Source organism: Paraburkholderia sp. OAS925, from assembly GCF_040543975.1.
In the GTDB taxonomy this organism is placed as follows: domain Bacteria; phylum Pseudomonadota; class Gammaproteobacteria; order Burkholderiales; family Burkholderiaceae; genus Paraburkholderia; species Paraburkholderia graminis.
In genome coordinates this window covers 1,991,784-2,006,689 of the sequence record NZ_JBEUNO010000001.1, presented here as the reverse complement: position 1 = coordinate 2,006,689, position 14,906 = coordinate 1,991,784, and the positions used below count along the sequence as shown (strand labels likewise).

The 14,906-nt window shown below is 64.7% G+C and carries 11 protein-coding genes; 2 read left to right on the top strand and 9 right to left on the bottom strand.

From position 1 onward, the window contains the following. The first annotated feature begins 49 nt into the window (after positions 1-49). On the top strand, positions 50-1,888 hold the full coding sequence (locus tag ABIE53_RS08715) for a putative bifunctional diguanylate cyclase/phosphodiesterase (protein WP_107708405.1): 1,839 nt from the start codon (positions 50-52) through the stop codon (positions 1,886-1,888). 91 nt (positions 1,889-1,979) lie between these two features. Continuing rightward, on the top strand, positions 1,980-3,437 hold the full coding sequence (locus tag ABIE53_RS08710; protein ID WP_006051085.1) for an HDOD domain-containing protein: 1,458 nt from the start codon (positions 1,980-1,982) through the stop codon (positions 3,435-3,437). A 154-nt stretch (positions 3,438-3,591) separates the two neighbouring features. On the opposite strand, the gene ABIE53_RS08705 is transcribed toward ABIE53_RS08710, so the two are convergent. The 9 genes from ABIE53_RS08705 to ABIE53_RS08665 form a co-directional block, all read right to left on the bottom strand. Further along, positions 3,592-5,007 (bottom strand): EAL and HDOD domain-containing protein, encoded by a 1,416-nt coding sequence (locus ABIE53_RS08705; RefSeq protein ID WP_107708407.1) that lies wholly within the window; start codon positions 5,005-5,007, stop codon positions 3,592-3,594. Positions 5,008-5,313: 306 nt separating this feature from the next. Continuing rightward, complete coding sequence (locus ABIE53_RS08700; protein WP_053857895.1) at positions 5,314-6,108, bottom strand: ABC transporter substrate-binding protein; 795 nt, start codon at positions 6,106-6,108, stop codon at positions 5,314-5,316. Positions 6,109-6,407: 299 nt separating this feature from the next. After that, positions 6,408-7,460, bottom strand: coding sequence for a succinylglutamate desuccinylase (astE, locus tag ABIE53_RS08695; RefSeq protein ID WP_029969182.1), 1,053 nt, complete (start codon positions 7,458-7,460; stop codon positions 6,408-6,410). Then, positions 7,444-8,784: an N-succinylarginine dihydrolase gene (gene astB, locus ABIE53_RS08690; RefSeq protein WP_006051089.1), complete on the bottom strand. Its 1,341-nt coding sequence runs from the start codon at positions 8,782-8,784 to the stop codon at positions 7,444-7,446. Before astB ends, astE begins: the two co-directional genes overlap by 17 nt. A gap of 9 nt (positions 8,785-8,793) precedes the next feature. Then, entirely contained in the window at positions 8,794-10,257 is a 1,464-nt protein-coding gene (astD, locus tag ABIE53_RS08685; RefSeq protein ID WP_107708520.1) for a succinylglutamate-semialdehyde dehydrogenase, read from the bottom strand. 2 nt (positions 10,258-10,259) lie between these two features. Next, positions 10,260-11,297: an arginine N-succinyltransferase gene (gene astA / locus ABIE53_RS08680; RefSeq protein ID WP_107708409.1), complete on the bottom strand. Its 1,038-nt coding sequence runs from the start codon at positions 11,295-11,297 to the stop codon at positions 10,260-10,262. After that, positions 11,294-12,370, bottom strand: coding sequence for an arginine/ornithine succinyltransferase subunit alpha (gene aruF / locus ABIE53_RS08675; RefSeq protein ID WP_053857893.1), 1,077 nt, complete (start codon positions 12,368-12,370; stop codon positions 11,294-11,296). The genes astA and aruF overlap by 4 nt, the downstream gene beginning before the upstream one ends. Positions 12,371-12,438: 68 nt before the next feature. Beyond that, entirely contained in the window at positions 12,439-13,674 is a 1,236-nt protein-coding gene (locus tag ABIE53_RS08670; RefSeq protein ID WP_029969174.1) for an aspartate aminotransferase family protein, read from the bottom strand. Between the two features lie 141 nt (positions 13,675-13,815). Further along, complete coding sequence (locus ABIE53_RS08665) at positions 13,816-14,865, bottom strand: GlxA family transcriptional regulator (protein ID WP_006051094.1); 1,050 nt, start codon at positions 14,863-14,865, stop codon at positions 13,816-13,818. Positions 14,866-14,906 lie beyond the last annotated feature (41 nt).

Genomic DNA, 14,906 nt, shown 5'->3' with positions numbered 1-14,906 from the left:
CCGTCAAACCGCTCCGCCCGCAGACGAACACAGGTTGCCAGCGACAAACATGGAAGCGAACAGGATCACCGCGCCCCGCCGGGGCTCCTTGCGCACGGTCGTCGACCGGCTTCTGGCGCTTGGCCGGCGCGTCGAACAGAAGCCGCAATCCAGGCCGCAAGCCCGACCGCAAGCCGAGCCGCCCGCCGCGCTGCACTTCGAGCACGTGGTCGGCGCCGTGGACCTGCTGGCGCACGTGGACACCGACCTGCGCTTTATCTATGTTTCGGACGCGAGCCTGCGCTTTATCGGCTATCACCGCGAGTATCTGGAGACGATCACGCTGCATGAGCTGGTGGCGCAGGCCGACGTCGCGCGGCTCGACGCGCTGCTGGTTCGCGCCTCGGCCTCCGGCAATGTCGAGAAGGCGACGCTTGGGCTCATCAAGTCGCTGACCTATCCGATCACCGTCGAGCTGCGTGTGGTGCGCAACAGCCATAACGGCATCGACGGCTTTGCGATCGCCGGCTTCGACGTGTCCGCGTGGCGCGCAAGCGAAGAGCGCCTGATCCAGGCGCTGCATCTGGACCGGCTGACCAATCTCGCCAACCAGTCGGCGCTGATTCCCGCGCTGCTCGAGGCGCAGCAGCAGGCCGACGCGCACGGCACGCCCGCCGCGCTGCTGCTGCTCGACATCGACGATTATCAGCGCGTGAACCGCGCGCTCGGCTACGACGCCGGCGACGACATGCTGCGCGACACGGCGCGGCGCATCCTGAACATGACGGGACCGAACGAGACGGTGGCGCGCGTGGCCAGCGACGAGTTCGCGATTCTCGTGAAGCCCGCCGCGAACCGCACCGACGCCGCGGCCGCCGCCGAAGCGCTGGCGCGGCGTCTGTTGACCGCGATCCAGCAGCCGTATGTCTTCAGCGGCCAGCAGGTGCATCTGTCCGCGAGCATCGGCATTGCGCTCTATCCGGACGTGCGTCACGCCAACGACACCGCCGCGCACGACACCCATCTGCTGCGCTGGGCCGATCACGCGCTGCTGCAGGCGAAGTCGGCGGGCGGCAATACGCTCGCGTTCTACGTGCCGGACGACAATCCCGCCGACGCCGAGCGCCTGAAGCTGGAGGCCGATCTGTACGACGGCGTGCGCAACGGCGAGTTCTCGCTGCACTTCCAGCCGATCACGAGCAGCCGCACGCACGGCGTGGTCGGCGTCGAGGCGCTGATCCGCTGGATGCATCCGGTGCATGGACTCGTGCCGCCGTCGATGTTCATTCCGCTCGCGGAGTCGGTCGGGCTCATCAACTTCCTCGGCAACTGGGTGCTCAAGGTCGCCTGCATGCAGTTGATCCAGTGGGACGCGCGCGGCATCTCGCTGCAATACGTCGCGGTCAACGTGTCGCCGCAGCAGTTCCGCGACCCGCGCTTCAAGGACGCCGTGCGCGAGGCGATCGAGCTGACCGGCATCGATCCGCGGCGCCTCGTGTTCGAGATCACCGAAAGCCTGCTGATGCACGACCCGGCGCACGCGAAGGTGCTGCTCGAGGATCTAACGGCGATGGGCATCCGCTTCGCCGTCGACGATTTCGGCACCGGCTATTCGAGCCTGGCTTACCTGCAACGGTTTCCCCTTGCAAAACTTAAGATCGACAGGAGTTTTGTCGAGAATCTGCTAACCTCCCGGAACGATCAGGCGATCGTCAGCGCAGTGGTCGGGCTCGCCCAGACGCTCGACCTCGAACTGGTCGCCGAGGGCGTCGAAACGGAAGCGCAGCGCAGCCTGCTCACCGAAATGGGATGTGACCACATACAGGGATGGCTCGTCTGCAAGGCGCTGCCCTCCGACGAACTGGCGCAGCGTTTCGAAGCGCGTTCGCTTCATCTGCACAGCGCATAGCGGTGCGGCTCAAGCGCTCAAGCAGCGGCATCAGCCGGCCTCGCGCCGGCATGGCATTCATTGGAACACGTATGGCTTTTGCGGGACTCACATGGTAAAGGCGGCGGTGCTCGACCGGCTCTGGACGCGAATGAGCGAGCGCGGCGATTTCCCCATGCTGTCGCAGTCGTTGCGCACCACCATGGCGGCAATGAACAACGACGACCTCGACTTCACCGGCCTCGTGCAGGTGGTGCTGTCGGACTTCGCATTGACGCAAAAAGTGCTGCGGCTCGCGAACTCGGCCATGTACATGGCGTTCGGCGGCAATATCACCACGGTGTCGCGCGCGTTGATGGTGCTCGGCATGGACGCGGTCGGTCATCTCGTCGTCGGCCTGAAGATCGTCGATCACTTTCATCACAGCGCGCCGCGCCGCATCGACGCGAAACTCGAACTGAACCGCACGCTGCTGTCGGGCTGCGTCGCGCGCAAGCTGACGGAGCGCGGCGATCTGCGTGCCGGCGAGGAAGCCGTGGTCTGCACGCTGATGCGGCAAATCGGCAAGCTGCTGGTGGTGTTCTATCTCGACGCGGAATGGGATCAGATTCGCCGGCACATCGAAGGCGGCACGCTCGAAGCGGATGCGTGCGTGCTGGTGCTCGGCGTGACGTTCGACGAAATCGGCGCCGAAGCCGCGGTGCGCTGGCGCCTGCCCGACATGATCCGCTCGGGCATGGGCGAGTTCGATCCGCAAGACACCGAACAGCCGCGCCAGGTGCAGTGGCTGCGCGCGATCACCAATTATTCGACGGCGGTCGCGGACGTCCTCACGCAGCAGAACATGCCCGACTTCGAGCGCGAGGAGCGCATCGCCGAGCTCGCGCAGGAATATAGCCGCGCGCTCAACACCGATCCCGAAGTGCTGCTCGAAATGAGCGTGGCGTTGGCGCGCGAGGAAGGCGGCGACGGCGTGATGCGCGAGATCGTCGAGTTGCGCGCGAATGCGGACGCAATGGCGCGCGAGGCGCTGGACCCCGAGTCGCGCATTGCGGCGGGCGTCCAGGATTTGCGCAATCTGCCTGACAGCAGCTCGCTCGCGCCGGCCCTCGGCATGGCGTCGGAAACGGTTCTCGCGGCGCTCGGCTTTGCGCGCACCGTGGTATTCGTCAAGCACAGCAACGGCACGTTCCGCGCACGTCTCGGCCTCGGCCCGAAAATCGACGCGGCGCTGCCCAAGCTCACGTTCAGCTCCGCGTTCGAGCCCGATGTGTTCCATCTGGCCATCGCGAATTCGGTGGGCATCTTCATCGAAAATGCGCGCGATCCGAAAATGGTCGCGCGGCTGCCCGAGTGGTTCCGCCGTTCGTTCGACGACGCCCGCGCCTTCGTGCTGTTACCCGTGGTGGATGAAACGGACCAGACGGTCGCGTTGCTGTATGGCGACTGGTCTCATACGCAGGAGCCACGCCGTATCTCGCAGAAGGAGATGAGCGTGCTGAACGAACTGGCCAGGGAGTTAGGCCGTTTTTTCGGCCTGGGGCAGATGCGGGAAATGGAGACGATGTAAAGACGTGGCGTGATCGCTGATCACGTCGCGTGAGTCTGCAGTTTTCTGTGTTTGCCCGACGCCAGGTGTTTTTAAGCTGAATTGCGAAGCTGATTTCCAAGGCTGATTTTGAAGCCGGCATGCGCTGCATGCCGGCTTCGTCGCAGGTGCGGCCTCAGTCCTCGATTCTTTCCAACCCTTCCGCGCTGCGGTCCGCGACGCCTGCCCAGGCGCCGGCCGCGAGTCCCATTTGCGCGACCTCTTCGATCGTCAACGGCGCAAGCTGCGCGCAGCGCGCGGCGAGCGTGTCCCACGCGCCGTTTTCCAACGCCTCGACGGCGGCGAGCAGTTGGCCGAGCACGCCCTCGCGATGCAGAATCGCCGCCTGAATCGGACGCGACAACGTCAGCACATTAAGCGTGCTTTCGAGCGAGCCGCCGAACACCGCATCGACGAATGAAAACACACCCGTGAGAAAGGCCGCGTCCGCTTCGTCGCGGCCCGCGTCCGGCAGACGCTCGATCGCCAGTTCCATGAAACGCGCGCGCGTGGCCGCGAGTTGCAGCAGAGGATCGTCTTCGAGCGCGACCTTGCGGCCGTCCGCATACAACAGCAACTGCGTCCAGCGCGCGATGCGGTCGGTGCCGGTTGCGTTGATCGCCTCGCGCAGCGTCGTGACCTTATGGCCGACCGCGAAGCCGCTCGAATTCGCGAGCTTCATCAGATGCATCACCAGCACCGGATTGAGCTTGAGCTCCGCTTCGAGCTGCGCGACGGTCGGGTCGCCGGCGAGCAATTGCAGCAGATTGAGCAACGCGTGGCGCGGTGCGCTGACACGGCGCGTCAACGAGGTTTGCGGACGCGCGAAGAAGTAGCCCTGGAAGCGGTCGAACCCGAGGCCGTGCGCCGTTTCGAAATCGGCTTGCGCGTCGAGCCCCGCTGCGATCAGCAGCTTGCCCGCCGATTTGAGCACGCTCGTCAGCTTGGGCAGCAGCGCGGCGGGCGCGCGCGTGATGTCGATCTTGATGGCTTCCGCGTAGGGCAAGAGCTTCGCGAAAGTCTCGTTGGGCTGCGTGACGTCGTCGAGCACGAAGCGATAGCGCCGGCCATGCAGCAGCACGATGCGCGCGATCAGATCGTCGTCGACGTGCATGTCGGGCGGCAGTTCGAACAGAAAGCGCTCGGCGGGCAGCCGCTCGATTGCGTCGTCGAACAGCATGTCGCGGTTCGTGTCGATATACGCAGGATGCCCGGTCAGCGCGTTGCGCACATTGCTCTCGACCAGTCCGCGGATGATCGCGCGGGCCACGCGTTGCGCGGGCGTGGGCGCCCGCCCGGCTCGCGGGTCTTGATCGTCTTGATCGTCTGCGCCGCTTTCGGTGTCTGCCTCAGAGCCGAGGTCGAACTGCGCCTCTGCCGGCGCTTCCGGCGCGCGTATCTTTAGCTCGTAGCCGCACAGCATGCCGTCCCGATTGAGGATGGGCTGCCGCGCGAAGCTGGCGTTCAACTGCGCATCGTCCGTGGCGTCGCTGGCGTCGCTGGTGTCGCTGGCATATGCACGGCCCGGATTTTCGACTGCAATGGTGCTCATTGTGGTCCCCCGCGAGGCGCCGCCCCGGCGCTTGCTGCTGTCTTGTGGTTTTCGCCGCACGGCAACGCGCGCGGCGTGTTTATCGTTTGCGACGTCGCGTTGGCGACGGCAACTTCGCCATCGCAGCGCGCCCGGCGATTTTAGCGCAGGCTGTCTTGCGCGCACATGTCCACAAAACAATATCTGGAAATATTTGGCAAGTGGACAAAGCCGATAACGCCCATGACGAGGCGGACAACCACGCGCACCATGCAAAACGGCCGCAAGCAGCGGCCGTTTTTTGTTGAGGCGTCAAGCAGCAACGCGTTACTTCAGCACCACTTTCACGTCGAAGTATTTCGCCGCGAAACGGTCGATCGTGCCGTCGGCCTTCAGTTCCTTCAGCGCCTGGTTCAACGCATCCTTCAACGCCTTGTCGCCGCGGCGAATGCCGAAGCCCACGCCCGCGCCGAGCAGCTTTTCGTCCGTGACGGCCGGTCCAGCGAACTCGAAGCCCGCGCCTTGCGGCTTCTTCAGAAAGCCCTTCGATGCCGCTTCCGCGTCCTGGAACGATGCATCCAGACGCCCGGACGAGAGGTCCGCGTAGATCTGATCCTGCGTCTGATACGGCACGACGTCGACACCGGCCGGCGCCCAACGCGCCTTCGCATAGGTTTCCTGAATCGTGCCCTGCAGCACGCCGACGTGCTTGCCCTTCAGCGACGCGGGCGTCGGCTGCAAGCCGCTGCCCTTCTTCGCGATCATCTGATTCGGGATCGTGTAGATCGGGTCGGTGAAGTCGATGGCCTGACGACGCTGCTCGGTGATCGTCATGTCCGAGTTGATCGCGTTGAATTTGCGCGCCTGCAACGCGGGAATCAGGCCGTCGAACGAATTCTCGACCCACACGCACTTCGCCTTCAGCTTCGCGCACACGGCATTGCCGACGTCGATGTCGAAGCCCTGCAGTTCGCCCGACGGCGACTTCGATTCGAACGGCGCATACGACGCCTCGACACCGAAGCGCACTTCCTTGATGTCCGCCGCCGAAGCGGACGCTGCCGTGAGCGTTGCCGTCGCGAATAGCGCGAGCGCAGCCGTGTTTCGCCAATTCATCTTCATTACGGGTGTTCCTCTACGGTATTGAACAGGACGGAGCCGAATCCGGACAGGCATGATTGCCGCGCCAAAAATGCGATTCAAACTCGCGCGGCCGTTGTGGTGCAGCGCAACAGCCGCGAGGCGGGGATTGTACAGGCTCGTTTGCCGCGGCTGCGTGGCGTTGGGGTGAAGGCTGCGTCGCGAGCGCGGGGCAGCGCTGAAGCGCAAAGCTGCAAGTTGATGTCGCGGTGGCGCAAGCAATGCAACGAGCTCAACCGGCGCGAATAGTATGCGCCTTCGTGTCTTTACACATCGCGCCGCTAGACGAGCGCGCCGTGCGTCTCTTCAGTCGTCTCGATCACCATCAAGCCCGCGCGCAAACCGGGCTTCACCGTCGCATTCGGAAACACGAGGCGCTCTTCGTCATGCTGCACGACGTAGCGATAGTCGCCATCGCGTGCGAGCAAGGTGTGCTTCGCGAACGGCGTGAAGTTCGCGACATCGGGCGCGACCAGCAATTCGAACGCGTCGCTTTGCTTCGTGATCTGGTCGATCACCGTGAAGGCGCGCGGCAGTTCCGCTTGCGTATTGCCATTCGTGCCCGCGAGCAGATGACGCAACGCCTGATCCGCGCCCGCAAAACGCGTGAGGTCGTTCTGGCCGAACGGACGCACCTTGCCGAGTTCCAGCGTGCACGCGTCGGCAGCGCAAGCCTGCGCGGTGAAATGCGAGTACGTGTTGCCCTTCGTGGTGTGCAACAGCACTGCGCTAATGCGCGCCTCGCCGAGCCACTCGAACATCGCGCGCGAAAATGGCCTGCCCGTATGCGGCAGCAGCGCGAAGCGCTCGAACGCGGACGCGCGGATCGCCGTGTGCATGTCGATATGCCAGCGCGCGCCCGGCTCTTTCGAAGCGGCATCGAAGAACTGCACAGCGGCCCGCTCGAGCGCCGCGGCGCGCGGCGCCTCGTGACTGTGCGGCAGTTGCAGATGCCGGCCGCTGAAGAGGCGATTGAGATCGTCGTCGCGATAGCGGCACGCGTCGCGCATCGCATCGACATTGCCGAGGATCGCGAGCAGGCGGCAGGTCAACGCTGCGTCGCCGCGCGCGATGTCGCGCACGAGATGCGACAGCAGTTCGATCGGCGCGGTTTCGTCGCCATGCACGCCGGCCGATGCAAGCACGCTGCGTGTGTTGTTCAAAGACGCGGCCGGCTCGAGCAGCAGCACGCCGTCATCGAGCCACGACCAGCGCACGCCGCCGGCGCACGTGCCTTGCATGTCGTTCGCGGCAGGCCGCGTGCCCGCGAGCGTATAGGCGAGGAAATCGTCGAGCATTGCGACCGGCTCGCCGCGCTCAGCGCTGGAAGTCATAGAGCGATCCGAGGCCGAGAATCTGCGTGAGTTCATCGAGCGCGGTGCGCGACTCGACGAGCAGTTTAGGATCGGCGAGATCAGACGGTGCGAGACGGTCGCGATAATGCTTTTCGATCCACGTATCGAGCCGCCCGAACAACGTGTCGTCGATCCACACGCCGCGTGTGACCGCCGCGCGCTCCGCTTCGTTCAGCACCACACGCAGACGCAGGCACGCCGGCCCGCCGCCGTTCTTCATGCTTTCGCGCAGATCGAACACGAGCACCTCGTCGATCGGACCCGTGTGCGACGTCAGATCGTCCAGATACGCGGCCACGCGCGGATTTTCGCGGCACTCCTGCGGTACCACCAGCACCTGCTTGCCGTCGGGGCGCGTCAGCAACTGGCTGTTGAACAGATACGACGAGACCGCGTCCGCCACGTTCACCTGTGCATCGGGCACTTCGATCACGTTGAAGTCCGCCTTCAGGCCAGCGAGTTTCGCGCGCAACTCGTCGTACACCGCCTGCTGTTCGACAAACGCAAGCTGATGACAGAACAGCGTATTGCGATTGCCGACCGCGATCACGTCGTTATGAAAAACGCCTGCGTCGATCACTTCGGGATTCTGTTGCGCGTAGACAGTTGCTTCTTCCTGCAAGCCATGACGATGCGCGACCGCGCGGCTCGCTTCGAACGTCTGACGCGCGGGAAAGCGTTTCGGCTCGGGTCCGCGGCGATACTCGCTGCGGCCGTACACGAAGAATTCGACGCCACGTGCGCCATATTCCGCGCTAAAGCGCGTGTGGTTCGCCGCACCTTCATCGCCGAGCGCGGGCGTGCCGGGCAAAGCCTCATGCACCGCGAAGCGATCGGCGTCGCTGAAAATCGCGCGCAACGTGCGGCGCGTCGATTCGTGTTCGATCGCGCGATGCAGTTTGCTGCACAGATTGGCCGGCGTGAAATGCACGCGGCCGTCGTGCGTGTCGGCGGACGGACTCACGGTCGCGGCATTCGCGGTCCACATCGCCGAAGCCGAACTCGCGGCGGCCAGCAACTCGGGCGCATTCTTCGCCACGTTGGCGATCACCGTGGCATCGTCGCCGGAAAAACCGAGCTCGCGCAACAGACGCACCGACGGCCGCTCCTGCGGCGGCAGCACGCCCTGATGAAAGCCGAGATCGGCCAACTGCTTCATCTTGCGCAGACCCTGCTTCGCGGCCGCCTTCGGATTCGCAACCGACTTCTCGTTGTTCTGCGACGCGACGTTGCCGAACGACAGCCCCGCATAGTTGTGCGTCGGGCCGACCAGGCCGTCGAAATTGGCTTCAGTGGCTTGCATCGTCGATCCTTAGAATTGAAGGCCCGGCGAGACGCTCGCGGGCATTTGCAGTTGCGCGCTTTCAACCGACGCCATCGGATACGCGCAGTAATCGGCCGCGTAATAAGCGCTCGGCCGGTGATTGCCCGAACGCCCCGGCCCGCCGAACGGCGCACCCGACGACGCGCCGTTGGTCGGCCGGTTCCAGTTGACGATGCCCGCGCGGATGGTGCGCTGGAAATGCGTCCACAGCGATTCGTCGTCGGCGAGCAGGCCCGCGGACAAACCGAACTCGGTGTCGTTGGCTTTTTCGAGCGCTTCGTTAAAGCTGTCGTAACGGATGATCTGCGCGAGCGGCCCGAAGTGTTCCTCGTCGGGCAGATTCTTCACGGCGCTCACGTCGAGAATGGCCGGCGTGACGAAGCCGAGCTTCGGATCGCGCTGCTCCATTTTCAGCAACGCATGTGCGCCATCCGCGAGCAAGCGTTCCTGCGCCGCGACGAGGCGCGAGGCCGCGCGCGCCGAGATCACCGCGCCCATGAAAGGCTGCGGCTCGGCGTTATATTCGCCGACGCTGATGCGCGAACTCACCTCGACGAAGCGCGCGAGAAAGCGCTCGCCGAACGCGTCGTTCGGTACGAAAATGCGGCGTGCGCAAGTGCAGCGCTGCCCCGCCGACAGAAACGCCGACTGGATCGTGTGATGCACGGCGGCGTCGATGTCCGCGACCGGCCCGATCACGAGCGGATTGTTGCCGCCCATTTCGAGCGCGAGCACGATCTCCGGCCGTCCGCCGAACTGCTTGTGCAACAACGTTCCGGTATCCGAACTACCGGTGAAGAACAGACCGTCGATCTGCCGATGATTCGCTAGCGCAACGCCCGTGTCCTTCTCGCCCTGCACGAGGTTCAGCACGCCGGCCGGCAAGCCCGCATCGGCCCAGATTTGCACGGTCAGCGCGGCGACGCCCGGCGCGAGTTCGGACGGCTTGAACACGACCGCATTGCCCGCGATCAGCGCCGGCACGATATGCCCGTTCGGCAGATGCCCAGGAAAGTTATACGGCCCGAACACGGCGACCACGCCATGCGGACGATGCCGCAAAACCGCGGTGCCGTCCGCCATCGACGAACGCTTTTCGCCGGTGCGCTCGTTGTACGCCTGAATCGAAATCTCGACTTTCGCGGCCATCGAAGCCGCTTCGGTGCGCGCTTCCCACAGCGGCTTGCCGGTCTCGCGGCCGATCGCTTCAGCGAGCGCTTCCTTGCGTTCGGTGACGAGCGCGGCGAAACGGCGCACCACCGCGCAACGCTCATCGAGACTCAGCGCCGACCATGCCGCGAACGCTCGCCGTGCGCCGCGCACCGCGCGATCCACGTCGTCCGCGGACGCGCTATTGCCTTCCCACACCGTCGCGCCCGTACCGGGGTTGCGCGACGCGAATGCGGGTCCTGTGCCGGCAGCCCATTCGCCGCCGATGAAAAGCTCGCTCATGATCATCCCTGTTTATGTTTCAGCGGCAGCACCCGCACCGGGTCGCCTGCCTTGACGCCGAGTGCCGACGCTTCGATCGCGTTCATGCGGAACACGCCGTCTTGCGGCACGCCCGCCGCCACGCCCACGCGAAAATCGCCGAGCGACGTGTTCGACACCATTGAACGCGGCGCATCCTGCGGCGCGCCCGCCGGCACGTCGGCCATTTCGAGCGGCACCATCACGCTTTCGCGCACCGTGCGCAAGTCGGAGATATGGCACTCGAGCACCGGACCGGCATCGAAAATATCGACGTGGTTCTCGTAGCGCAGCCCTTCCGCTTCGAGCATGCGGCGCGCCGGAATCGTGTCGCTATGCGTGAGGCCGACGCATTGCTGCGCTTCTTCAGGCAGCAACTCGACATACACCGGATAGCGCGGCATCAGCTCGGCAAGAAACGCCTTGCGTCCATGAGAACTGAGGTAATCGGCCGCGTTGAAGTCGATCTGATAGAAATGCGAGCCGACCGCGCGCCAGAACGGCGACGTGCCTTGCTCATCGAAATGGCCGCGCAATTCCGCGCACAAACGCTGCGGAAAGCGCTCGCGAAACTGCGCAAGAAACATGAAGCGCGAACGCGACAGCAGGCCGCCCACTCCGCTCGTGCGATAACGCGGGCTCAGAAACAGCGAGCACACTTCGGCGTAACCCGTCAGGTCATGCGAGATGTTGAGCGCGCGCATGCGCGTCCAGATGCCGAGGTCCTGGCTCGCGTGCACCACCGTGCTCACGCGATAGTTGTAGAACGGCTGCTGCAGGCCGACAGCCGCTTCGATGCCGCAGACGCCGGCGACGTCGCCGGTTTGCGTGTCTTCCATCACGAAGAAGTAGCCTGCTTCATGCGGCGCGGCCTTGTCTTCCATCGTGCGGCGCGCCCGTTCGACGCGTGCGGCAAGCGCTTCGCGGTCCGGCTTGAAGGTGGTGAGGCCTGGGCCGGTTTCCTGCGCGAGCCGCATCAACGCGTCCACATCGCCTCGTTGCACAACGCGAACGACGATCATTGCGCGTCTCCCGATTGTTCGTGCTGCTGTTGATCTTCTTCGTCTCCCGGACGATGCAGCGGCGCGCAACGCACCGCATTGCCGTCCTGCACGCCGAGTGCCGCCCGCGCCGCCTGCGCGAGGGGTGCCCCTTCGCTTTTCGTCGACGGCAGATCGCCGAGCACGCAGCGGAATTCGCCATCCACGCCGTTGTGCGCGATCAGATACGCAGCGCCGCTCGCGGCTGCGGCCGTCTCGTGCACGACGCGCGTTTCATTGCGCGCGACCGACGCACTGCGGTCCACCTGCGCGGTGAGCACCGGCCCCGCGTCGAAAATATCGATGAAGCGGTCCGTCTCGAAGCCTTCTTCCAGATGGATTTCATACGCCAGTAGAGCGTTCGAATCCGGCTCGCCGAGCACGCGCTGCGCGGCTTCGGGCAGCAAAGGCACATAGATCGGATACGTCGGCATCACTTCGGCGATAAACGTTCGGCTGCGTCCGCCCGATTCGATTTCGATGTCGGCAAAATCGCGGCCGAAGAACTTGCGCCCCACCGCTTCCCAGAATGGCGACACGCCATGCTCGTCGGTCACGCCGAGCAGCAGCGAGAACACCTCGGACGTAAAGCGCCTGCGATTCGCGGCGATGTACATCATGCGCGCGCGCGACAGCAGATGCGCAGCGGCGTCGCCACGCAGCGACGGGTCGATGTAATAGCCCGCGAGCCGGCTCTTGCCCGTCAGTTCATGCGACATGGTGAGCGCGTGAATCTTGCGGTTCACGTGCAATTCGCGCGACGCATGAATCAGCGCGTCGTTACGAAACGCGTAGAACGGGTCCGAATAACCCGCCGCCGCAATGATGCTCGCCGTGCCCATCAGTTTGCCGGTCTCGCTGTCTTCGAGCACGAACAGATAGAACTCCTCGCCCGGAAAGTCGACGTCCGCGCGAAACGAATCTTCCGACAGCGCGACGCGTGCCTCGAGCGCGCGCCGGTCGTGCGGCAGGGAATGCAGCACCGGTTGCGCGGTGCGCGCCATATGTTCGAGCGCATCGAGATCGGCGAGGCGGCCGGGGCGTACGAAGAGCATCATCGTTCCTGTTGAATGTGACGCATGAGTTCCCCTATGCGTCGGTGCGAGGCGTTGAACGCGCCGTTTTATTTCGACGCCGCTTCGGCCTTCGCGCCGACCACTTCGGCAATCGCTTTCGCGAGCCGTTCGAAGCCTTCGTTCATGTCGTCGAGCGGCATGATCAGCGACGGCACGAAGCGCAACACGTCCGGTCCCGCCATCAGCATGATCACGCCATGCTGGCCCGCGGCCGTGACGAAGTCTTTCGCGCGGCCCTTGTACGCATCCGTCAATTCGGCGCCGATCAACAGGCCCTTGCCGCGCACTTCGGTGAAGAGGCCGAAGCGCTCGTTGAGCTTCGCGAGATGACCCCTCAGCACGTCGCTGCGCGTGCGCACGCCTTCGAGGAGCTTCGGATCGCTAACCAGTTCGACCACCTTCTCCGCGATGGCCGAGCCAAGCGGATTGCCGCCATACGTGGTGCCATGCACGCCGACCTTGAAATGCGCGGCCAGTTCGTTCGTGGTCAGCATCGCGCCGATCGGGAAGCCGTTGCCGAGCGCCTTCGCGGTGGTCAAAATGTCCGGCGTGACGCCGGTGTCCTGATACGCGTAGAAGTAGCCGCTGCGGCCCACGCCCGTTTGCACTTCGTCGAAAATCAGCAGCGCGCCGTGCTGGTCGCAGGCTTCGCGCAGCGCTTTCAGGAACGCCGGATCGGCCGGAATCACCCCGCCCTCCCCCTGAATCGGCTCGACGATCACCGCGCAGGTCTTCGCGCCAATCGCCTTCTTCGCGGCCTCGATGTCGTTGTACGGCAAATGCACGATGCCTTGCGGCACCGGTCCGAAGCCTTCCGAATACTTCGGCTGACCGCCGACGCTGACAGTGAAGAACGTGCGGCCATGAAACGACTGCGTGAACGAGATCACTTCGAATTTCTCGGCGCCGTGGCGGTCGAACGCGACGCGGCGTGCGAGCTTCAGCGCCGCTTCGTTCGCTTCGGCGCCCGAGTTCGCGAAGAACGCGCGGTCCGCGAAGGTCAGGTCTTCGAGACGTTTCGCAAGACGCAACACCGGCTCGTTCGTGTAGCCATTGCCGATATGCCACAGCTTGCTGCCCTGCTCCTGCAAAACTTTCAGCAGTTCGGGATGCGCGTGACCGAGCGCGGTGACGGCGATGCCGCCGGCGAAGTCGATATAGTCGCGGCCCTGCGTATCCCAGACGCGTGAGCCGAGACCGCGATCCGGCACGAAGGCGGCGGGCGCGAATACCGGCACCATGACTTCGTCGAAGGTCTTGCGTGTCACAGTCAGGTCGTTCATGGCAAATCCTCGTTACGGTGAGAGGTAATACAGGTAGTGTAGGAAACCGCGCGCGATACGTCTTGCGCATACGCGACGCTTTCTATGAGCTTCCACCTCGCGGCGCGCTGCGAGCGGCGCCCGCCGCGAGCCGAGATGCTTTCAATCCGCGAGATCCGGCCGCTCGATCAACGCGCCCGCGCGCGGCTCGCTCGCCGCCGCGCCGCCCGCGCCCGTCTGCCGGTCGAGCCAGTTGCGGCGATCCTCGCGCGGCGTCACGCCGAAGCGCTCGCGGTATGCATTCGAAAAGTGCGCCGCCGACGAAAATCCGCACGCGAGGCTGATCTGCACGACCGATTTGCTGGTGCGCTGCAATTGCGTGCGCGCTTTCGAAAGGCGCAGACCCAAGTAGTATTTGGACGGCATCGAGCCGAGATACTGGCGAAAGAGGCGCTCCAGTTGCCGCCGCGAAACGCCGACGAGACCGGCGATTTCGTCGGTGGTGAGCGGGTCTTCGATATTCGCTTCCATCAGCATCAACGCATCGTTCAGACGCGGATGGCGCTCGCCCGGCGCGGTCACGAACGGAATGCGCTGACGTTCCTCGCCCGCGCGCAACACGCCGACGCCGAGCGTATCCGCGATGCGATCCGCGAGTTCGGGGCCGTGTTCGCGGCCGATCATCGCGAGCATGAAGTCGACGGTGGCCTGACCGCCCGCGCAAGTCGCGCGATCGCGGTCGATTTCGAAAATCTGCTGCGTGACGATGGAGCGCTCGAACTGCTCGGCGAACTGCTGATAGGTTTCCCAGTTCACGCTCACGCGATAGCCCGACAATTGCCCCGCCATCGCGAGCCACCACACGCCGTGATGAATACCGGTGACGAGCGGCGTGCGTTGCCCGACGCGCGCAAGGCTCGCGAGAAACAGCCGATAGTCGGCAAATTGCTGAAAGCGTTCCGTGATGACGATCAGCCAGTCGCACGCGATCGCGTCGCCGAATGCGGCGTCGGCGGGCCATTGCGCTCCGCCCGCGAGCGGCACCGCGCGGCCGTCCCACGAGCAGACCTGCACGCGATACAGCGCGCGGCCGTCGATTTCGTTGGCGAGATTGAGCGCGTCGACAATCGGCCCGACGCCCGACATCGACACGGGCGGCAATGCGACGATTGCAACCTGCGTGGTGCGTGCGGGACTGGACGTGCGGGCCATCAGCGGATCACAACGCGGCGAGCGGGCGAACGGGCGGACGC

What these genes read in the sequence shown, in the direction of transcription:
- ABIE53_RS08715 (WP_107708405.1), top strand. Translation starts at nt 50, where the DNA reads ATGGAAGCGAACAGGATCACCGCGCCCCGCCGGGGCTCCTTGCGCACG.
- ABIE53_RS08710 (WP_006051085.1), top strand. Translation starts at nt 1,980, where the DNA reads ATGGTAAAGGCGGCGGTGCTCGACCGGCTCTGGACGCGAATGAGCGAG.
- ABIE53_RS08705 (WP_107708407.1), bottom strand. Translation starts at nt 5,007, where the DNA reads ATGAGCACCATTGCAGTCGAAAATCCGGGCCGTGCATATGCCAGCGAC.
- ABIE53_RS08700 (WP_053857895.1), bottom strand. Translation starts at nt 6,108, where the DNA reads ATGAAGATGAATTGGCGAAACACGGCTGCGCTCGCGCTATTCGCGACG.
- astE (WP_029969182.1), bottom strand. Translation starts at nt 7,460, where the DNA reads ATGACTTCCAGCGCTGAGCGCGGCGAGCCGGTCGCAATGCTCGACGAT.
- astB (WP_006051089.1), bottom strand. Translation starts at nt 8,784, where the DNA reads ATGCAAGCCACTGAAGCCAATTTCGACGGCCTGGTCGGCCCGACGCAC.
- astD (WP_107708520.1), bottom strand. Translation starts at nt 10,257, where the DNA reads ATGAGCGAGCTTTTCATCGGCGGCGAATGGGCTGCCGGCACAGGACCC.
- astA (WP_107708409.1), bottom strand. Translation starts at nt 11,297, where the DNA reads ATGATCGTCGTTCGCGTTGTGCAACGAGGCGATGTGGACGCGTTGATG.
- aruF (WP_053857893.1), bottom strand. Translation starts at nt 12,370, where the DNA reads ATGCTCTTCGTACGCCCCGGCCGCCTCGCCGATCTCGATGCGCTCGAA.
- ABIE53_RS08670 (WP_029969174.1), bottom strand. Translation starts at nt 13,674, where the DNA reads ATGAACGACCTGACTGTGACACGCAAGACCTTCGACGAAGTCATGGTG.
- ABIE53_RS08665 (WP_006051094.1), bottom strand. Translation starts at nt 14,865, where the DNA reads ATGGCCCGCACGTCCAGTCCCGCACGCACCACGCAGGTTGCAATCGTC.